Annotated in this window: 20 protein-coding genes; 3 read left to right on the forward strand and 17 right to left on the reverse strand. The window is 64.3% G+C overall.

Annotated features, from left to right (window positions below; all coding sequences use genetic code 11):
• Positions 1–91: 91 nt before the first annotated feature.
• Positions 92–886 (forward strand): SDR family NAD(P)-dependent oxidoreductase, encoded by a 795-nt coding sequence (locus E1N52_RS03780; protein WP_133180307.1) that lies wholly within the window; start codon positions 92–94, stop codon positions 884–886.
• A gap of 124 nt (positions 887–1010) precedes the next feature.
• Here the strand turns inward: E1N52_RS03780 and E1N52_RS03785 are convergent, their stop codons facing one another.
• From E1N52_RS03785 to E1N52_RS03795, 3 genes are all read right to left on the reverse strand, one after another.
• Positions 1011–1175, reverse strand: a complete 165-nt coding sequence (locus E1N52_RS03785; protein ID WP_028203076.1) for a DUF1328 family protein — start codon at positions 1173–1175, stop codon at positions 1011–1013.
• Positions 1176–1422: 247 nt separating this feature from the next.
• On the reverse strand, positions 1423–2268 hold the full coding sequence (locus tag E1N52_RS03790) for an alpha/beta hydrolase (protein ID WP_133180309.1): 846 nt from the start codon (positions 2266–2268) through the stop codon (positions 1423–1425).
• 195 nt (positions 2269–2463) lie between these two features.
• The gene (locus E1N52_RS03795) at positions 2464–2790 is read right to left on the reverse strand and encodes a hypothetical protein (RefSeq protein WP_133180311.1); all 327 of its coding nucleotides are present in this window, start codon (positions 2788–2790) and stop codon (positions 2464–2466) included.
• A gap of 79 nt (positions 2791–2869) precedes the next feature.
• Here E1N52_RS03795 and E1N52_RS03800 point away from each other — a divergent pair, with 79 nt between their 5' ends.
• Entirely contained in the window at positions 2870–3547 is a 678-nt protein-coding gene (locus E1N52_RS03800) for an SOS response-associated peptidase (protein ID WP_133180312.1), read from the forward strand.
• Positions 3548–3608: 61 nt separating this feature from the next.
• On the opposite strand, the gene rhaS is transcribed toward E1N52_RS03800, so the two are convergent.
• From rhaS to rhaM, 6 genes are all read right to left on the reverse strand, one after another.
• A complete protein-coding gene (gene rhaS / locus E1N52_RS03805; RefSeq protein WP_133180314.1) occupies positions 3609–4616 on the reverse strand; it encodes a rhamnose ABC transporter substrate-binding protein in 1008 nt (335 codons plus the stop codon).
• Positions 4617–4697: 81 nt separating this feature from the next.
• Entirely contained in the window at positions 4698–5717 is a 1020-nt protein-coding gene (locus E1N52_RS03810) for an ABC transporter permease (RefSeq protein ID WP_133180316.1), read from the reverse strand.
• Positions 5710–6765 carry an ABC transporter permease gene (locus E1N52_RS03815; protein WP_133180318.1) on the reverse strand — a complete coding sequence of 352 codons (1056 nt, stop codon included), beginning with the start codon at positions 6763–6765 and terminating at the stop codon, positions 5710–5712. Before E1N52_RS03815 ends, E1N52_RS03810 begins: the two co-directional genes overlap by 8 nt.
• Positions 6762–8303: a sugar ABC transporter ATP-binding protein gene (locus tag E1N52_RS03820; protein WP_425467997.1), complete on the reverse strand. Its 1542-nt coding sequence runs from the start codon at positions 8301–8303 to the stop codon at positions 6762–6764. Before E1N52_RS03820 ends, E1N52_RS03815 begins: the two co-directional genes overlap by 4 nt.
• A gap of 27 nt (positions 8304–8330) precedes the next feature.
• Entirely contained in the window at positions 8331–9236 is a 906-nt protein-coding gene (locus E1N52_RS03825; protein ID WP_133180322.1) for an amidohydrolase family protein, read from the reverse strand.
• Positions 9237–9256: 20 nt separating this feature from the next.
• Positions 9257–9571 carry an L-rhamnose mutarotase gene (gene rhaM, locus E1N52_RS03830; protein ID WP_133180324.1) on the reverse strand — a complete coding sequence of 105 codons (315 nt, stop codon included), beginning with the start codon at positions 9569–9571 and terminating at the stop codon, positions 9257–9259.
• 221 nt (positions 9572–9792) lie between these two features.
• On the opposite strand from rhaM, the gene E1N52_RS03835 reads away from it, so the two are divergent.
• On the forward strand, positions 9793–10785 hold the full coding sequence (locus tag E1N52_RS03835; protein WP_133180326.1) for a LysR family transcriptional regulator: 993 nt from the start codon (positions 9793–9795) through the stop codon (positions 10783–10785).
• 18 nt (positions 10786–10803) lie between these two features.
• Here the strand turns inward: E1N52_RS03835 and lra1 are convergent, their stop codons facing one another.
• The 8 genes from lra1 to glpD form a co-directional block, all read right to left on the reverse strand.
• Positions 10804–11586 carry an L-rhamnose 1-dehydrogenase Lra1 gene (gene lra1, locus E1N52_RS03840; protein WP_133180328.1) on the reverse strand — a complete coding sequence of 261 codons (783 nt, stop codon included), beginning with the start codon at positions 11584–11586 and terminating at the stop codon, positions 10804–10806.
• Positions 11587–11639: 53 nt separating this feature from the next.
• Positions 11640–12818: an L-rhamnonate dehydratase gene (gene rhmD, locus E1N52_RS03845; RefSeq protein WP_133180329.1), complete on the reverse strand. Its 1179-nt coding sequence runs from the start codon at positions 12816–12818 to the stop codon at positions 11640–11642.
• Positions 12819–12842: 24 nt separating this feature from the next.
• Positions 12843–14213 carry an MFS transporter gene (locus E1N52_RS03850; RefSeq protein ID WP_425467998.1) on the reverse strand — a complete coding sequence of 457 codons (1371 nt, stop codon included), beginning with the start codon at positions 14211–14213 and terminating at the stop codon, positions 12843–12845.
• A 94-nt stretch (positions 14214–14307) separates the two neighbouring features.
• The gene (locus tag E1N52_RS03855; RefSeq protein WP_133180331.1) at positions 14308–15060 is read right to left on the reverse strand and encodes an SDR family NAD(P)-dependent oxidoreductase; all 753 of its coding nucleotides are present in this window, start codon (positions 15058–15060) and stop codon (positions 14308–14310) included.
• On the reverse strand, positions 15057–15920 hold the full coding sequence (locus E1N52_RS03860) for a fumarylacetoacetate hydrolase family protein (RefSeq protein ID WP_133180333.1): 864 nt from the start codon (positions 15918–15920) through the stop codon (positions 15057–15059). Before E1N52_RS03860 ends, E1N52_RS03855 begins: the two co-directional genes overlap by 4 nt.
• Before the next feature lie 237 nt (positions 15921–16157).
• Positions 16158–16874, reverse strand: a complete 717-nt coding sequence (locus E1N52_RS03865; protein WP_028203061.1) for an MIP/aquaporin family protein — start codon at positions 16872–16874, stop codon at positions 16158–16160.
• A 113-nt stretch (positions 16875–16987) separates the two neighbouring features.
• The gene (glpK, locus tag E1N52_RS03870; RefSeq protein ID WP_165979328.1) at positions 16988–18490 is read right to left on the reverse strand and encodes a glycerol kinase GlpK; all 1503 of its coding nucleotides are present in this window, start codon (positions 18488–18490) and stop codon (positions 16988–16990) included.
• Positions 18491–18582: 92 nt separating this feature from the next.
• Positions 18583–20133: a glycerol-3-phosphate dehydrogenase gene (glpD, locus tag E1N52_RS03875; protein ID WP_133180336.1), complete on the reverse strand. Its 1551-nt coding sequence runs from the start codon at positions 20131–20133 to the stop codon at positions 18583–18585.
• Between the last annotated feature and the right edge of the window lie 244 nt (positions 20134–20377).

Here is a 20377-nt window from a genome sequence, read left to right on the forward strand (position 1 = left end):
GATGGCCGCGCGCAACGTTGCGTCCAGAACGTACACCAGGCGTTCAACGCGCGTTCGCAACCGTGGCCTGCCTCCCCCTCAAGGAGCCCGCATGAAAATCGATCTGACTGGAAAACTCGCGCTCGTCACAGGCTCGGCTGCGGGCATCGGTCTTGCCGCGGCCAAGGGCCTCGCGCTCGCGGGCGCCGACGTGATCGTCAGCAGCCGTCACACCGAAAACGTGCGCGAAGCCGAGGCTGCGCTGCGTACCGCTGCGCCCGGCGCGCGGGTGCAGGGTTTCGTCGGCGATCTTTCCAGCGCCCAGGGATGTGACGCGCTCGTGAAGGCGCATCCGCAGGTGGACATCCTCGTGAACAATCTCGGCGTGTTTCAGCAGCAGGACTTCTTCGAGATTCCCGATGCCGAGTGGCTGCGCTTCTTCGAAACGAACGTGATGTCGGGCGTGCGTCTCTCGCGCGCCTATGCGAATTCAATGGTCAAGCGCGGCTGGGGGCGCATCGTGTTCATCTCTTCGGAATCGGGATTGAACATTCCCGCCGACATGATCCACTACGGCATGACGAAAACCGCGCAGCTTTCGCTCGCACGTGGCCTGGCCAAGCGCCTTGCGGGTACGGGCGTCACGGTCAATTCGGTGCTGCCGGGCCCGACACTTTCGGATGGCGTAACGCACATGCTCAAGGACGAAGTGGCCGCTTCGGGCAAAACCGTCGAGGAAGTCGCCGCGCAGTTCGTGCAGACGCATCGCGCCTCTTCCATCATCCAGCGCGCGGCGAGCGTGGAGGAAGTGGCGAACATGATCGTCTACGCGTGCTCGAAAGAGGCTTCCGCCACCACGGGCGCGGCCTTGCGCGTGGACGGCGGCGTGGTGGATACCATCGCGTGATGCACCGGCTGCAAGCGTACTTGTTTACTTCGCAATACGAATGACGTGAACGCAGCCGTCGAATGCAAAATCGCAGCCCGCGCGGGCGGGCTGCGATTCGACTACAACAAGCACGGCTCGCTAATTAACCCCTTCTTACGACGCCAAGCAGCAACGTGACGAGGAAAATCACGAGGAAGATGAAGAACAGGATCTTGGCGATCGATGCCGCACCCGCCGCGATGCCGCCAAAACCGAACACGGCCGCGATGATCGCGATGATAAAGAAAATGACAGCGTATTGAAGCATGACGTCCTCCTGCATCCGGTGCGAACCGGCTCAAGGGTGGTCGCCGCGCCCCGGCGCCGCGTGCGGTCGCCCGATGCCCGGCATCTGGTTGAGCAGGACGGATCTACGCGCCCGCCCCTGCAGCGTCATGTGAGCAAGCGCGGTGCCCGAGACCGGGCACGTGTTCCCGGTAATCGTGTGACGGAATCGCGTTGGACGGATGTTGGCAAACACGCGCTCGCCGGAAAAGCGCGTGAGTCGCGATGCGTTACACCACTTGCGGATGCCAGCCGGCGCGCTGGAACGCCGTGGCGAAGAAGAGCACCTGGTAGCGGATCGAGTTCGACCAATAGGACCACGTATGGCCGCCCGGGCGTTCCGCGTAATCGTGAGGCACGCCTAGTTCGACGAGCTTTTCGTGCAGCGTTCGGTTCGACTGCACGAAGAAGTCGCTCACGCCGCAGTCGATGGTGAGCGCGATATGAGCGTGTTCGAAGTCTTGCGCGCTATCGACGATCGCATTGCTGTTCCAGAACGACGCGTGCCGCGCGGGATCGCCGAATACGTGATCGATGCCGGGCTCGTCTTCGCAGTTGCGCGGGTCGACCGCGCCGCTAATGCTGCCGGCCGCGCCGAACGTCTCCTGCCGGTCCAGCGCGATGCGCAGCGCGCCGAAACCGCCCATGCTCAAACCCGTGATCGCGCGCGCCTCGCGCGTGGCGATCGTGCGGAAATGCGTGTCGATATACGACACGACCTCGCTGCCCACATACGTCTCATAACGACTGCTCCGGTCGAACGGGCTGTCGATATACCAGCTCTCGTGACCGCCGTCCGGCATCACGAGCACCACGTGATAACGGTCGGCAAGCTTGCCGATGCGGGTGTTCGAAGTCCAGTCGGCATAACTGCCGCCCGAGCCGTGCAGCACGTAGATCACCGGAAAGCGCGCGGCGTGGTTGCCGCGTGCGTAATCGTCGGGCAAGACGACGGTCGCATCGAACGAGCGCTGCATCGCAGCGCTGGGGATCGACACGACACGCGTCTGGTAGGCCCAGACGGGAGCACTGAGAAGCAGCGCCAGAACGAACCAGCATGCGCGGACAATAGCCATGAGAAGTCGCTCTTGTGTTGACTGCCACGAAAGACAACTGCTTTCGTGGACTGTAACAAGAGCCACTTACAGCCAAATTTCAGCGTGCCATACGAATTGTCGGCGAGCGTGTGGGAGCCCACATGATGGGAGACGCAACCCGCACGCAACCATTTTCGAGAGAGCCCTCTATCTCAAAGACTCCGCAGTGCAGCCTCAATCGCCGTTGCGCCGCCGGCGCTTCAGCCGCCCTTCGGGCTCGCCCTCATGCAGCAAACCCTTTTGACGCGCCGTGAGCGGATCGGTCAAACATGGCTCCGCGTCGAGTTCCTGCTCGAAACGCTCCCACATGCCCGCAGGCGTATTCGCCTTACCGACGCGCGTGCCGATCGTGAGCCGGATCTGGTTCGCCCGGCTGATGGTGGAGCGCAACCGGTGGATTTCCCATAGCAACCGCAATACGACGGGCAAGGGATTCCGGTCGTAGATTTCAGCCAGTTCCGCCGCCGTGAGCGGAGGGAAGTGACGATGATCCCGTCCCATTTTCCGCCCCAAAACACTGTATATTTATACAGCCTATCACATGTCAGAATGATTTGAAGGACGGGACGGAGAGACGACCATGTGCACGAACTACGCCGCCGCACGCCGTGACTACCTCTTCAGGCATTACGGCGTCTTGCCGCCGGACGACCCATGGCGCGACGAGATCTACAAGGACTATGCCGCGCCGGTGATCCGCCGTGCGAGCGCGGCGACCGAGGCGCGCGAAGCCTTTCTCGCGACGTTCGGCATGGTGCCTCGCAAACAGATTCCACCCGGCGTGAAGGTGTTCGACACGATGAACGCACGCGCCGAATCGGTGGGCGAGAAGCGCAGTTTCAGCGGCGCGTGGAAGAAGCTGCAGCTGTGCCTGATTCCAGTGGAAGCGTTTTTCGAGCCGAGCTACGAGACCGGCAAGGCAGTGCGCTGGCGTATTGGTCTCGCCGATGGCGCGCCGTTTGCCATTGCCGGCTTATGGCGCGAGTGGGACGAAGGCGAGGCCGGCAAGGCGTACTCGTTCACGATGCTCACCGTCAATGCAAACGAGCATCCGCTCATGAAGCGTTTTCACAAGCCCGGGGACGAGAAACGATCCGTGGTGATCGTGCCGCCTTCCGAGTATGAGAACTGGCTGGCGAGCCGTTCGATGGACGAGGCGAGATCATTTCTCAATCTCTATCCGGTGGAGGGGATGGCGGCCGAGCCTCAGCCCCTGCCCCCGCGCGTGACTGTGAAGTCCGATTCGAACATCCAATAGCAAACGACCCGGCAAAACCGGGTCGTTTGGCATTCCACATCAATCAAACCAGCAATGCGAATCAGAAATTGAAGTTATCGATATTCGAAGCATCGAACGTCGTGGGCGGCCCGAGAATCACCTCACCACTCTTGCCGATCGTGCGCTTGCCCAGCTTGCCGGCATCGAACGACTCGCCTTCCTTACCCGTGATCGTGCCCGAAGCAAGATTGGCTGCGGCATACGCGGCAAGATAGCCGAGTGCACCCGGATCCCAAAGCTGGAACGCCTTCACGGTGCCGTTCTTCACGAACGCACGCATCTGGTTAGGCGTGCCGAGGCCCGTCACCACCACCTTGCCCTTGCTCGGCGACGAAGAGATATAACGCGCCGCCGCCGCGATGCCAACCGACGTGGGCGCAACGATTGCCTTCAGGTTCGGATACGCCTGCAGCAAGCCTTGCGTCTCGACGAAGGACTTCTGGTCGTCATCGTTGCCGTAGGCGATCTTCACGAGCTTCATCTTCGAATACTCGGGCTTCTTCAACTCTTCCTGCATCCACTTGATCCAGGTATTCTGGTTCGTCGCGTTAGGCGTGGCCGAAAGAATCGCGAACTCGCCCTCGCCGCCCATCAGCTTCGAAACGAGCTGGATCTGGCCGCGGCCAATGCTCTCCGCGTTCGCCTGGTTCACGAAGATCTGTCGCCCTTCGGGCGCCGTGTCCGAGTCGAACGTCACGACCTTGATGCCTTGATCCATCGCACGCTTCAAATACGGCACGAGCGCATTCGCATCGTTGGCCGCGATGACGATCGCGTCCTGATGCTGCGTGGTGAGCGTATTGATGTACGAGACCTGCGAGGACGCGCCCGCGTCCGAAGGTCCGACCGCCTTGCCTTCGCCCTTGAACTCCTTGATCGCGTCCAAGCCGCCGTTATCGGCGATCACCTCGTAGGGGTTGTTGATCTGCTTGGGTACGAACGCGATCTTCAACCCCTCTTTGATGCCGGCCGCATGCGCCGCCACACCGCCTCCCACTAGTATCGCGCACAGCAGGGCCGTGCACACGTGACGTACTGGCTTTCTCATGAATCGTCTCCTCGATGGGTACCGGACGCGTCCGGCTGATTGACTGCCTCTTGACTTCCTTGCCCTTTTTTCACACCACGTTCACACAGCCCGCGCAAGCGCGCGCCGGTCGCGCATCGTGCGCCAGCGCGCCACGAGATTCGGGATCAGCACCGAAGCCAGCAGCAGCGCCCCGGTCACGATCGTGAGCGTTTCGCTCGACACATCGACGAGCGTGAGCGCATTCTTCAGTACACCTACGATGAGGAGCGAGAGCAGCACGCCATACATCGACCCACGCCCGCCAAAAATACTCACGCCGCCAAACAGCACCGCCGCGATCACCGAAAGCTCGAAGCCCTCGCCGTTGTCGCCACGCGCGCTCGTGAAGCGCAGCGTATAGACAATGCCCGCGAGCGCGCTCATGACGCCCGACAGCACGAAGAGGCGCAGTTTGATCTTCGGCACGTCGATGCCGGAGAACGACGCGGCCGTGCTGTTCGCACCCATCGCGAAGAGGCTGCGGCCGAAAGCCGTGGCCTGCAGCAGTATCGTGAACACGACGGCGCACGCCGCGACGATCAGGAACGGCAACGGGATAAATGTGCTGCCCAGATTGCTCATGCCAAAGAGCGTATAGCCCGGCGGAAAGTCGGCAATCGCCTGATCGCCGAGCAGCACGTACGCCAAACCGCGAAACAGCGCGAGCGTGCCGATCGTCACCGCGAGCGAAGGCAGATTGAGCTTCACGATCACGAGCCCGTTGAAGAGGCCCGCGAAGCCGCCCGCCACCAGGACGAGCACCATGGCAACCGGCATCGGCAAGCCCATATGCCAGAGCACGCCGAGCAACGCGCTCGATGCGCCGAGCACCGAGGCCACCGAAAGATCGATCTCGGCGGCGACGATGATGAGCGTCATCGGCAAGGCCATGAGCGCGACTTCGGTGAGGTCCGCGAGCACGTTGCTGATGTTCGCGCCGGTGAGGAACACCGGCGAGAGCACGCGCCCCACCACCAGCGATGCAATCAGAATGACGACGAGCAGCGCCTCCCAACTGAGCGGCAAGCCGGGCTTGCGCGTGAGCAGCGCGGCGTCGGGTTTCGGGGCGTTCTTAGCCATGGTCGCGTTTCCTCATCATGCGTTTTGCCACAGAGCGGGCGAGCAGCGTATCGGCGGCGATGGCGGCCACGATCAGCGCGCCCTGGATCGCCTGTTCCCAGAACGGCGAGACGTGCAGCACCACGAGCGCGATGCTGATCACGCCCAGCACGAGCGCACCGAGCGTCGCGCCGAGTATCGTGCCCACGCCGCCCGTGATCGCCACGCTGCCGACCACGGCAGCCGCGACCACCTGCAGCTCGATGCCCTTCGCGGTGCTCGCATCCACGGTGCCGAAGCGGGCGAGCCACAGCGCGCCGGCAAGACCCGCAATCGCGCCGCTGATCAAGAAGCCCGTCGCGACGCGGCGCTCGACGTTGATGCCGGCAAGGCGTGCCGCTTCCGGGTTCGAGCCGATCGCGTAGTACTCGCGGCCCGGCCGGAACTGCTTGAGATACACGGAGAGCGCAGCAAGCAGCACGATCGCGATGAGCGCCAGCACCGGAATGCCGAACACCGAGCCCGTAGCGAGCCGCGAAAACGCGTCGGGCAGGCTCGTTGCGTTGATCTGGCCGCCATGCACCCACGCGTAGTCGGCGCCGCGGAAGATGTAGAGCGTGGAGAGCGTCGCGACGAGCGACGGCACGCGCCCCACGGCCACGAGCAGCGCGTTGATCGAGCCGGCCACGAGTCCGATGGCGAGCCCGGCGACCAGCGCCACGAGCACCGGCATATGCGGGAACGCCACATAGAGACTGCCCACGCCATAGGCGCTGATGCCGACCGTCGAACCGATCGAGAGATCGATATGGCGCATCAGGATCACGATCGTCATGCCCGCCGTGAGCAAGCTCACGATGGAGACGTTGAGCAGCACGTCGCGCAGGTTCTGCAGGTTGAGGAATTGCGGCCGCGCGAGCGCCGTGCCGCCCACGATCAGCAGCAGCACCACGAAAAGCGTGGTCTCGCGGCTGCGTGCCAGCGCTTCGGCCAACGCACCCGCGTTGCGCCGCTGCGGGCGTGGCTCGCCGCCGTGCAGGGGATGAGGAGAAGTGGAATGGCGCATCATGCGGCGTGCCCCAGATGAATGTTGGTTTCGCCGAGCGCGGCGCTCATGATGCGCTCTTCGTTGGCGTCGGCACGTGCGATATCGGCGGTGATGCGGCCTTCGTGCATGACGAGCACACGGTCGGCCATACCGATCACCTCCGGCAGTTCGCTAGAAATCATCAGCACGGCCATGCCCTCTTTGACGAGTTCCGCGAGCGCGCCGTAGACTTCGGCCTTCGCGCCCACGTCGATGCCGCGCGTCGGTTCGTCGATGATGAGCACCTTCGGCCCGGTGGCGAGCCACTTGCCGAGCACCACCTTCTGCTGGTTGCCGCCCGAGAGCGTGCCCACCGGTGCGTTCAGATCGCTCGCTTTCAGGCGCAGACGCTTGCCCCACTGCCCGGCCAGTTCCACTTCGCGCCCCGTGGAGATGAGGCCGAAGCGCACGAGTCGCCCGAGCACCGTGAGCGAGGCGTTGCGCGCAATGCTCAGTTCGAGCGCGAGACCTTGCTGACGCCGGTCCTCGGGTACGAGCGCGAGGCCTGCCTTCACAGCGGCAGCGGGCGTGCCAGACGCGAGCGGCTTGCCCGCAATCTGAACCTGCCCCGCGTCGGTGGGATCGATGCCGAATATCGCACGCGCCACTTCGCTGCGCCCCGCGCCCACGAGTCCCGCGAGCGCGACGATCTCGCCCGCGCGCACGTCGAACGAAATGTCCTTGAAGACGCCGCGGCGCGTGAGGCCGCGCACGCGCAGCATCACTTCGCCCGGCTGCACGTCCGCCTTCGGGTAGAACGTGGCGAGGTCGCGTCCCACCATCTTCGCGACGATGTCCTGGGTCTTGAGCGTGGCCGTGGGCGCGTCGAACACCTTGGCGCCGTCGCGCATGATCGTCACGTGCTGCGTGAGCGCGAAGACTTCTTCGAGCCGGTGCGTAATGAAGAGAATCGCCACGCCGCGGTCGCGCAGCGTGCGCGCGATCGTAAAGAGCCGCTCGACTTCGGGCAACGAGAGTGCGGCCGTGGGCTCGTCCATGATGAGCACGTTCGCATTGAGCGAAAGCGCCTTCGCAATTTCGATCACCTGCTGGTCCGCAATCGAAAGTCCGCGCACGAGCCGTTCGGGCTTCAGCTCGACGCCAAGCGACTTGAGGAGCGCCGCGACCTCGCGATGCATCGTGTCGTAGTCGATACGGCCCACGCGATCCACGGGCTGACGCCCCATGTAGATGTTCTCCGCGATCGACAGATCGAAGAACAGTGTGGGTTCCTGATAAATCACCGCGATCCCGGAGTCACGCGCCTGAGCGGGCGTCGCGAACGCACGCTCCACACCGTCGATGCGCATTTCGCCGCCATCGGGCTGGTACACGCCCGCGAGGATCTTCACGAGCGTCGACTTTCCCGCGCCGTTTTCGCCGAGCAGCGCATGTACCTCGCCGGGCATGAGCCTCAAGCTGCCGTCGATGAGCGCGCGCACGCGCCCGAACGACTTGCTCGCGTTACGCAATTCGAGCCGCGGAGTGCCATCGGCCCTGATTTTTGCTTCTGCTTCCACGCCTGTCTCCATGTCGTTGCGCGCACGTCAAATGCGGTAGATACGTTCCGCGTTGCCGCGAAACAGCGCCGTGTGTTCGCTCTCGCTCGCGCCGCTCACGATCGACGCATACGCATGCCAAAGCTTCGAATAGCCGCCGAACAGGCGATCGACCGGAAAGTTCGAAGCGAACATCGCGCGATCCGCGCCGAATGCGTCGATCGTTTCCAGCACATACGGGCGCAGGCTTTCGACGCTCCACGCGTGGTCGAACATCGCCAGTCCGCTGATTTTCACGGCGACGTTCGGGCATGCTGCAAGCAGGCGCAGGCCCTCGCGCCACGCGCGGAAGCCCGCCACGCTGTTGCGGTCGACGAACATGCCCGCGTGGTTGATCACGAACTGAATGCCGGGATGCGCACGCGCGAGCGCCGCGGCCTCCTCCATCTGCGACGGATAAAGCTGCAGATCGAATGAAAGACCGTGCTTCTCCAGCAGCGCGAAGTTCTCGCGCCACGCCGCCTCGCGCATGTAGTGCCGCCCCACGTAGTCGTAGAGCTTGTTCTCGTGAACGTTGAGAATCTGGCGAATGCCGCGCGTCCGCGCAAAAGCCGCGTGCGCCTCCAGCACCACGGGCGCATTGGGCGAGCTGAGATCGCAGGCCGCGACGATCGCGTCGGGCAACGCACGTGGCTCCCCCGCGTTCGCGGCAATGTCTGCGAGCCCTTCCAGCCAGCGCGTTTCTTCCACCGGATCGTCCGGATCGTGATTCGCTTCGACGTGCACGACCTTGAGCACGTCGATGTCACCGGCCTCGCGCAACAAGTCGGCGGGTAGATAGTTGTGCTTGAGTTCGCGCGCATCACAAACGAACGACGTGCCCGGATTCGCGAGCCACGGGTAATGATGCGTATCGAGGTTCCAGAAGTGGACGTGCGGATCGACGACCTGCATGGCATGTTCCTCGCGTGAGCTCAAGGCAAATGAAAGACCTGCACGAGCGGCTGTTGCAGCGGCACGTTGTGGGCATCCGTCTGCATGATGTCGGCCATGTAATCCCACCATTTGCGCATGACGGGCAGTTCGGGCAGCGCGTCCATGGTGTGATCGTCGCGGCGTTCGAGCACGGCAAGGAGATGGTGCGTCGCTTCGTCGAGAAAGATGCGGTAATTTTTCACGCCCGCATCGCGCAGCGCGCTCGCCAGCTCGGGCCAGATTTCGCGATGACGCCGCTCGTATTCGTCCCGCTTGCCGGGATCGAGCTGCATGCGAAACGCAATTGTCTCCATGATCGTGTCTCCGTCCAGCCTTGTTACGTCGTGCGCTTATGCCGCTTTCGCTGCTTATGTGACCAGGGGTACGCGTTGACTCGGTATTTGCCCTGGCTTCGCAGCGTGCGATGGCACGCGTTTTTACGTGGTTAGCTGCGTTGTGATCCGACTATAATTCCCGCATCGATAGCCAACCAATCCGATGTTGGGATCGGGCGATGCACAAACCGGATCGCTCCATGAACCATCACACTTCCGTCGTCGCACTCGTCAACCGGCTCAGATTCAAACACCTTGCCCTGCTCGTCGCGCTCGACGACGCGCGCAACGTTCATCAGGCCGCCGACGCCATCAACGTGGCGCAGCCCAGCGCGAGCCGCATGCTGAGCGACATCGAAGAAGCGTTCGGCTTCCGGCTCTTCGAGCGCAACGCGCGCGGCATGCAGCCCACCGCGCTCGGCGTCGTCACGCTCGCCTACGCGCGCCGCGCGCTCGCCGAACTCACGCGCTTTGCCGAAGACCTCGACGTGAAGCGTCGCGGCGGTCACGGCCAGCTCACCGTCGGCGCGATCATGGGCGCCGCGCCCGACTTGCTCGCGCAAGCCGTCGCCACGCTCAAGACCGAGCGGCCGCTGCTGCACGTGCGCATCCTCGGCGAAACGAGCGACCAGGTCGTGCAGCTGCTGCATCGCCGCGAAGTCGATCTCGCCCTCGGGCGCCTCACCACGCCGCTGCAGCACAACGATTTCAGCTTCGAACCGATCGCGCGAGAAACGCTCGTGCTCGTGGTGCGTGCGCGCCATCCGCTTGCGCGGCGCGAACAGGTCACGCTCGCGGAACTGATGGACTGGCCGTGGGTGGCGCAGCCCATTACGAGTCCCGCGCGTGAGCTGTTCGAAGGCGAACTCGCGCGCGCCGGTCTCGGCACGCCCGCCAATCTCACCGAGTCGGCCTCGATCTTCGCCACGCTGCAACTGCTCGAAAGCTTCGACGCCGTGGCCATGCTGCCCGAGTCGGTCGTGCGAGACCATGTGCGTGGCAAGCTGCTCGTCGTGCTGCCGCTCGAAATCGGCAAGAGCCTGCCGGGCTACGGCGTGCTCACGCGCAAGAACGAGCCGCTCGCCGAGCCCGCCGAGCATTTCGTCGGCTTGCTGCGGCGCTTTTCGCAGCCCTTCAAGATGGACGATATCGCTCACGATGGTTCGCACGCGGCCGTGCTCGCTCCTCATTGATACGCGTGGGCCCAGGGCTCACTGCAGATTCACGAAAAGCCCGCCGTCGACGAGCAGCGCTGCGCCCGTCACGTAGCGCGCACGATCCGAGGCGAGAAACACCACGCATTCAGCCACGTCCTCGGGCGCGCCCAGCCGCCCGAGCGGAATGCGCTTTTCGAAGTACGCGCGCTTCTCTTCATCGCTCAGGTCTTCGGCGTTCAGGTCGGTGGCGATGGTGCCCGGCATCACCGAATTGCAGCGTATGCCGTAGGGCCCAAGCGCAATCGCACACGACTGCATGAGCGAATGCACGCCGGCCTTGGTGGGCGTGTAGTGCGTCTGCATGCCGCCGCCCACTAGCGCGCTGATCGAACTCGTCGCCACGATCGCGCCGCCCGTGCCCTGCTCCTTCATTTGCCGCGCAACGGCCTGCGTCACGTAGAACGCGCCGTTCAGGTTCACGCCGATCGTGCGTTCGAGCACGGCGGGCGGCATGTCGAGAAACGAATGGAACGGGCAGATACCCGCATTGCTGGCGAGCACATCGACCTTGCCGAAGCGCTCCACCGTCTGGCGCACGAGATCCACGCCCGTTTGCGGCGCGGCCACGTTGCCTTCCAGCGCGATCGCGCGGCGCCCTAGCCGCTCGATCTCGCCCAGCACCTCGTCGATCGCCGAGCGGCGGCCGTATGAGGCGTCGTTGTCGCCCCAGTAGTTGATCGCGACATCGGCGCCCTCGCGGGCACTCGCAATCGCAATGGCGCGGCCAATGCCGCGCGAACCGCCGGTGACGATCACCACCTTGTCCTTGAGCAGCACGTGTTTCTCCTCGTAGCTTGTGATGAGCCTCGATTAGTGCGCGTTCAGTGCGCCTAGTGCGTATAGGGCCGCGAAAGTTTGCAGTCCGGATTGAGTCGCACGCCGAAGCCCGGCGCGTCCGGCACCTTGAGCCGTCCTTTCACCGGCACCGGTTCGTCGAGCAGCAGCGGCGTGAACATCGGCACCACCTTGTCGGCCTTCGGCGCCATCATGAGGAATTCCGCGAACGGCGAGTTATGGCGCGTCACGACGAAGTGGTAGCTGTACACCGAGGAGCCGTGCGGCACGACCAGCACATTGTGAGCGTCGGCGAGCGCCGAAATCTTGATGAGTTCGGTCATGCCCCCGCACCAGTTCACGTCGGGCTGGATCAGGTCGCAGCAGCCCATTTCCAGCAGCATGCGAAAGCCCCAGCGCGTGGCCTCGTGCTCGCCGGTCGAAACCATCATGCCGCGCGGCACATTGCGGCGCAGTTCGGCATAGCCCCAGTAGTCGTCGGGCGGCAGGCATTCCTCGATCCACTTGAGGTCGTACTCTTTCGCGGCCTGGGCGAGGCGCGTCGCATAGCGCACGTCGAGGCTCATCCAGCAGTCGTACATGAGCCAGAAGTCGTCGCCCACGCGCTCGCGCATCGTGGCGAGCAGTTCGAGGTTCTTTCTGAGGCCCTCCTCGCCTTCGGCCGGACCATGCAGCAGCGGCAGCTTGCCGCCGATGAAGCCCATTTCCTTCGCGAGATCGGGCCGCGCGCCGGTGGCGTAGAACATCAGCTCGTCGCGCACGGGGCCGCCGAGCAGCTGATACACGGGTTCCTTGCGGATCTGCCCGAGCAGGTCCCATAGCGCGAGATCGACGCCCGAGATGGTGTTGAGCACGACACCCTTGCGGCCGTAGTAGAGCGTGGCGTAGTACATCTGATCCCACATCTTCTCGATGTCGGTCACACGCTGCCCTTCGAGAAAGCGCGCGAGATGCTTCTCGACGATGAATGCGCCGATCTCGCCGCCCGTGGTCACGGCAAAACCCACGGTGCCGTCGCTCGCCTCGATTTCCACGACGAGTGTGCCGAGCACGTCGATGCCGAACGAGCGGCGGCTCTGACGATACTCGGGATAGCGCGCCATCGGCGTGGAAATATGGTCGTCGATCCAGTGGCCGTCGGGTTGATCGTGATAGTCGGCGCCGCCGCCGCGCACGGTGAAGGCTCGCACGTGTTTGATGGTTGGCATGGCCATGTTACGTAGCTCCTGGGTAGAGGATTAGCGCGCGCGCCGCACGGGCGGCTCGAACGAGCGAGCCGCCGGCGCAACGGCGCGCGGCGCGACGACAAGAATGAGCAGCGCGGCGGCAATGCTCGCAAGACCGAGCAATTCGAGGCCCGCCGCGTGGGAAGCAAAGTTTCGGTCGGCGGCGGCGCGCAGCATCGGCGCGATGAAGCCGCCCAGACCGCCGAGCGAATTGATGAGTGCGATGCCGCTGGCCGAGGCGGCGCCCGCGAGATCGCGCGCCGGGAAGGTCCAGAAGAGCGGCTGCGCCGCGATGAAGCCGCTCGCCGCGCAGCACAGGCCGAGCATCGCGATGATTGCGCCCGCGGTGCCGCCAAGGCCTCCCGCGAGGCCCGAGACAGCGATGCCGACACCCGACATCACGAGCAGGCGCGCAGCCCATGCGCGATGCCCTCCGAGGCGGTCCGCGCGGCGCGGCACGATCCACGTGAGCGCCACGGCGCACAGCCAGGGCACGGCCGCGAGCAGGCCCACCTTCAAGCCCACGGATGCGCCCACGAGCGAGGCCACCTGTTGCGGCAAAAAGAAGATCACGCCGTACACGCTCATCTGGATCAGCGCATAGATGCCGGCATAGGCGAGCACGCGGCGGTCGAACAATGCGGCGAGCGCATCGCGCGGGCCGTGCGCGGCGGCTTCACGCGCGTCGAGCTGGATCGCGCCTGTGAGCGCGCGGCGCTCGTCGGGGGAGAGCCAGCGCGCGTCCTCGGGCTTGTCGACGAGATACCAGAAGGCCCACACGCCCACTGCCGAAGCCAGGCCGCCTTCCACGAGAAAGAGCCACTTCCAGCCCGCCAGCCCGAAGGTGCCGTGCATGTCGAGCAGAAGCCCCGACAATGGTCCGCCGAAGATGAACGCCAACGGCGCGCCAAAATAAAACACGCCGATGGCGCGCGCCCGCGAGGATTGCGGAAACCACTGCGTGAGGTAATAGATGATGCCGGGGAAGAAACCCGCTTCGGCCACGCCCAGCAGGAATCGCAGCACATAGAATGAAGTGGGCGATTGCACCCACGCCATCGCCGCGGAAATCAAACCCCACGTGACCATGATGCGGCACATCCAGATGCGCGCGCCCACGCGATGCAGCGCGAGATTGCTCGGCACTTCGAAAAGCGCGTAGCCGACAAAGAACACGCCCGCGCCGAAAGCGAATGCCGCGTCCGAAAGGCCCGCATCGTGCAACAGCGCCTTTTGCGCGAAGCCGATGTTCGCGCGGTCGAGAAACGCGAGCACGTACATCAAGAGCAGGAAAGGCAAAAGGCGGCGCATGGCCTTGCGGCCCGCGGCTTCTGCCAGCGTAGGTGCCAGCCTGGGTGCCTGGGTAGGTGCCTCGATCGACATCGATGTCTCCTGTCGGCGCTCTTCTCTTACCACCGCGCCGTTATCGTGATCCCGCGCGTTGTCCGGCCGATGCGCGCGGGTCGTGCTTCCCGCCTCAGTATGTCGCGCGTCCGCCCGAAAGATCGAATACCGAGCCGGTGCTGAACGCGCAGTCTTCCGTCGTGAGCCAGACGATCATCGCGGCCGCCTCGTCCGGCATGAGGAAGCGGTTCATCGGGATCTTCGCGAGCATGTAGTCGATATGCTGCTGCGACATCGAATCGAAAATCTCGGTCTTGGCCGCCGCCGGCGTCACGGCATTGACGAGCACGCCCTTCGTGGCAAGCTCCTTGCCGAGCGACTTGGTCAGCCCGATGAGCCCGGCCTTCGATGCACTGTAGTGCGAAGCATTCGGATTGCCTTCCTTGCCGGCCACCGAGGCGATATTGACGATGCGCCCGTAGCCCTGCTCGATCATGCGCGGCACCACGGCGCGGCAGGTGAGGTAGCTGCCGATCAGATTTACTTCGATTACGCGGCGCCACACGTCTACGGGCAGTTCCCACGTGAGGCCATTGCCGCCCGTGATGCCCGCGCTGTTCACGAGCGCGTGAATCGCGCCGTGCGTTTTCACGGTTTGCTGTGCGGCCGCCTCGACCGAGGCTTCGTCGGTCAACTCGACCGTCACCACCGAAACGTTGCCCAGCTCCGACAACTCGGCGCGCGCGCGTTCGAGCCGTTCGGCGTCGATGTCCCAGAGCGCGACCGACGCGCCCGAACGCAATGCCCGCTGCGCCACGGCATAACCCAGACCGCGCGCGCCGCCCGTCACGACCATCACGCGATTGTTCAGATCCAGTTGATTCATTGCGCCTGCCCTCCTTGTTCCGCCACGAGGCGTTGCTGTTGTTCGCCCAGGCCGCTCACGCCCAGCCGCATGGTCTGTCCCGCGCGCAAATAGATGGGCTCCGGCTTCTGCCCCATGCCGACGCCCGGCGGCGTGCCGGTCGAGATCACGTCGCCAGGCTGCAGGCTCATGAACTGGCTGATATACGAAACGAGCGTGGCCACGTCGAAGATCATCGTGCGCGTATTGCCGTTCTGGTAGCGTTTGCCGTCGACTTCGAGCCACATGTCGAGCGCCTGCGGGTCGGCGATCTCGTCGCGCGTGACGAGCCAGGGGCCGAGCGGCGCGAAGGTGTCGTAGCCCTTGCCCTTGTCCCACTGGCCGCCGCGCTCGATCTGCCATGCGCGCTCGGAGACATCGTTGACCACGCAATAACCGGCCACATAGTCGAGCGCGCGCTCGCGCGGCACGTTGCGCGCTTCTTCGCCGATCACGACGCCCAGCTCGACTTCCCAGTCGACCTTCTTCGCGCCCGGCGGAATCAGCACGTCGTCATTCGGGCCGGTGATGGAACTCGTTGCCTTGAGGAAGAGCACGGGCTCCGTGGGCACAGGCATGTTCGATTCGGCGGCGTGGTCGGAATAATTGAGGCCCACGCAGACGATCTTGCCGACGCTGCCCACGCACGGACCCAGGCGGGTGTCGGCGGGAACGAGCGGCAAGGCGGCGAGATCGCAGCTGGCGAGTTGGCGCAGCGCGGCCGAACCTAGACCTTTGCCCGCCACGTCCGGCGTGACACTGGAGAGATCGCGCACGCGCCCCTCGTTATCGATCACACCCGGCTTTTCAGCCCCCTTACTGCCCCAACGGACCAGCTTCATGCGGCGTCTCCTGATATTGGAATGGATCGTTGACAGCCAATATAGGTGTGCCGCGATAGCCGAACAATCCGAAAGCCGCATGAGGCGATAGCGAAACCGGATCGCGCCCTTTGTCGCGTTATGCGTCGTGGGTACGCGGAAAAACAAAAGCCCGCGAACGCCGTGGCGTACGCGGGCTTTGTGCACTGCAACGCGCCTGGCTCGCAGGCGCGCTACGGGGCAACTCGGTGAGCGCGGTTAGTGCATCGCGTGCAGGTAATGATAGAGACCGGCCGCAGCGGCACCGCCGGCAAGCGGCCCGAACACCGGAATCCACGCATAGCGCCAGTCGCTGTCGCGCTTGCCCGGGATCGGCAGCAGCGCGTGCATGATGCGCGGCGACAGATCGCGCGCCGGGCTCATCGCGTAGCCGGTCGGGCCGCCGAGCGAAATGCCGATGCCGAGCACGAGCAAGCCCACAGGCAACGCGTCGAGCGCGCCGAGTCCCACCTGCGGCGAGGCCAGATAGAGCACGCCGAGGATCAGCACGAAGGTGCAGATCGCTTCCGTCAACACGTTGTGCCGCTTGCTGCGAATAGCGGGGGCCGTGCAAAACACCGCGAGCTTGATATCCGGGTCGGCTTCGTTCGCAAAGTGCTGTCGATAGGCAAGCCACACGAGCAGGGCGCCCGCCATACCGCCGAGCATCTGCGCCGCGATATAACCTCCGACCTTCGACCACGCGAACTTGCCCGCGAGCGCGAGGCTGATCGTGACGATCGGGTTGAGGTGCGCGCCGCTGAACGAGGCAGTCACGTAGACCGCCACGAACACGGCCATGGCCCAGCCCATCACGATGACGATGAGGTCGGCGCCCTTGCCCTTCGTTTTTGCCAGCAGCACGTTTGCAACGGCGCCGTTACCGAGCAGCACGAGAATGGCCGTGCCAATGAATTCCGCAATATAGGGTGACATGATTGTCGTAGTCTCTCTCTGCCCGCGCGGTGCATGCGCACGAAGCGCATGCGATCCCGCTGCGGGTTATGTTAATTAGTTATGCTTGTATGTTGTAAAACTGACTGCGCTGCTCAGTGCGAGTCGTCCGCCCAGGCCTTGGCCGCGCGCACCGCACGCTGCCAGCCTGCGCGACAGGCGTCCACCTGCGCGCCCTGCATCGACGGCGCGAAACGACGGTCGAGCTTCCACTGGCTCTGCAGTTCGCCCACGTTCTGCCAGTAGCCGGTTGCGAGGCCTGCGAGGTAGGCCGCGCCGAGCGCCGTGGTTTCGGTGATCTTCGGACGCACCGCATCCACGCCGAGCAGATCCGCCTGGAACTGCATGAGCAGGTTGTTCGCGCTCGCGCCGCCGTCCACGCGCAGCTCGCCCACGCTGATGCCCGAATCCGCTTCCATCGCCGCCAGCACGTCGAGCGACTGGTACGCGATCGAATCGAGCGCCGCGCGCGCGAGATGCGCCGAAGTCGTGCCGCGCGTCACGCCGAACAGCGTGCCGCGTGCGTGCGCATTCCAGTGCGGCGCGCCGAGGCCCGCGAACGCCGGCACGAGGTACACACCATCCGTATGCGGCACGCTTGCGGCGAGCGCTTCGATTTCCGGCGCACTCTTGATGATGCCCATGCCGTCGCGCAGCCACTGCACCACGGCGCCCGCGATGAAGATGCTGCCTTCGAGCGCATAGTTGACCTCGTCGCCGATCTGCCAGGCGATGGTCGTGACGAGGTTGTTCTTCGACTCGATGGGCTTCGTGCCCGTGTTCATCATCAGGAAGCAGCCCGTGCCGTAGGTGTTCTTCACCATGCCCGTGCTCGTGCACATCTGGCCGAACATCGCGGCCTGCTGGTCGCCCGCGATGCCGGCCAGCGGGATCTTCGAGGCGAACACCGTGGTCTTGGTCGGACCATAAATTTCGGATGACGAACGGACTTCGGGCAGCATGCTGCGCGGAATTTCGAGCGCGTCGAGCAGCTCGTCGTCCCATTGGCGCGTGTGAATATTGAAGAGCATGGTGCGCGACGCATTCGTCACGTCGGTCACGTGCAGTTCGTGCTTCGTGAAGTTCCACACGAGCCAGCTGTCCACGGTGCCGAACGCGAGCTTGCCTTGACGCGCTTTTTCGCGTGCACCGGGCACGTTGTCGAGAATCCAGCGAATCTTGGTTGCCGAGAAGTACGAATCGATCGGCAGACCCGTTTTCGCACGCACTTTCTCTTCGAGGCCGCGCGCCTTGAGCGAGTCGCAGAAGTCGGCCGTGCGGCGGTCCTGCCACACGATGGCGTTATAGATGGGATGGCCCGTCTCCCGGTCCCAGACAATCGTCGTCTCGCGCTGGTTAGTAATGCCGATCGCGGCGATGTTGGTGCCGTTCATGCCGGCGCGCGTCACGGCCTCGGCGGCAACGCCCGCCTGCGTCGACCAGATTTCCTGCGGATCGTGCTCGACCCAGCCCGGCTGCGGATAAATCTGTTCGAACTCTTTCTGGGCGACCGAAACGATGTTGCCCTGGCGGTCGAAAAGCATGGCGCGCGAACTCGTGGTGCCCTGGTCGAGCGCAAGAATGTACTGTTCCTGCATGTCTCTCATCTCCGTCTGTACTAGTTGTGATCACGCGCCGCGGGACGGCGCGTGGGGGGTACGTGCTTCACCTTGCGTGATGCCGGCGAACTTCAGTGCTGCGCGGTCGCCGTCGCGCTTGTTGCGGCAAACCAGTGATCGATTGCGGCGGCCACGCCATTGAGCGTGCCCGGCGCGACATGGAGGCCCAGCTTCGAGCGGCGCCACAACACGTCTTCGGCGCGCGTGGCCCATTCGGCGTTGCGCAGGTAGCGCAATTCGGCCTCAAAGATGCCCGGTGCGACTTCGCAGCCGAGGTCCGCGAGCGATTGCGCGTTGTCGAGGAGCCGCTCTGCGCGCGTGCCGTAGGCGCGTGCGTAGCGGCGCGCCAGCGCGGCAGGCAGCCACGCATGGCGTTTCGCGAAGTCCTGCGCAAAGGGCTCGAAACGCGCGTTCGCGATATCGCCGCCGGGCAGCGGCGCGCCCGCCGTCCACGAAGGCGCAGTGTGGCCGAGCACGCGGCACAGCATGTCCGAAGCCTCTTCCGCGAGCTTGCGGAAGGTCGTGATCTTGCCGCCGAACACCGAAAGCAGCGGCGCGCCAGCGGTTTCGTCGAGTTCGAGCTTGTAGTCGCGGGTGACGGCGGACGCATTCTCCGCGCCCTCTTCCTCGAGCAGCGGACGCACGCCCGAGTAAGTCCATTGCACGTCGGCCGGAGAGATCTTGCGTTTGAAATAACGATTGATCGACTCGCACAGATAGCGCGTTTCGTCGCCGTCGATCGAAACCTTCGCGGGGTCGTTGTGATACTCCACGTCGGTCGTGCCAATAAGCGTGAAGTCGTGCTCGTACGGAATCGCGAAGATGATGCGCTTGTCCGGGTTCTGGAAGATGTACGCGTGGTCGTGCTCGAACAGGCGCTTCGTGACGATATGGCTGCCCTTCACGAGCCGCACGCTGTGCTGCGCGCCGCGCCCGAGCGCACCATGCAGCACCTCGCCCACCCACGGGCCGGCAGCGTTGGCGATGGCGCGGGCGCGCACGTCGAAGGTGCTGCCGTCCGGGCGGCGCAGGAGCGCCTGCCATTCGCTATCCGCGCCGTTCGCGGGATTCGTGCGCACGGCGGAAACGAGCTTCGTGCGCGTGAGGATTTGCGCGCCGCGCTCCTGCGCGTCGAGCGCGTTGAGCACGACGAGGCGCGCGTCGTCGACCCAGCCGTCCGAATACACGAAGCCGCGCCGGATCGAGTCGATGAGCGGCTCACCTGCCGCATGGCGGCGCATGTCGATGCCGCGCGAGCCTGGCAGCAGTTCGCGCTTCGCGAGATGGTCGTAGAGAAACAGGCCCATGCGAATGAGCCAGGCGGGACGCAGATTCGGCATGTGCGGCATGACGAAACGCAGCGGCCACATGATGTGAGGCGCTGCGCGCAGCAGCGTTTCACGCTCCTGCAGCGCCTTGCGCACGAGCCCGAATTCCTTGTACTCGAGATAGCGCAGGCCGCCGTGAATCAGCTTGGTGCTGGACGACGAGGTATGCGAGGCGAGATCGTCCTGCTCGCAAAGGAGCACCGACAACCCGCGGCCGGCCGCGTCGCGCGCGATACCCGCGCCGTTGATCCCGCCGCCCACGACGAGCAGATCGTACCGGTTCTGTTGAGTCACCCTGCTGTGTCCCTGAAAGAAAAACGAACCTCGAAATGTTCGAATTCGAAATTTATCGAACATGAACGAAAAAGTAAAGGTTCGGTTTACGGGATTTTTGATCGAAAGCAGTGCGTAAACGAACATACATCGGACATTATCGAACGTTCGTCAGGCGCGAATGAAAACGGGGCGCCAACGCGTTGTCGTCGGGCAATACCGAGCCCACTCGCGAAACGCGCTGGATTTCAGATCGGAGATGGAG

Source organism: Paraburkholderia guartelaensis (assembly GCF_004353905.1).
GTDB lineage: Bacteria > Pseudomonadota > Gammaproteobacteria > Burkholderiales > Burkholderiaceae > Paraburkholderia > Paraburkholderia guartelaensis.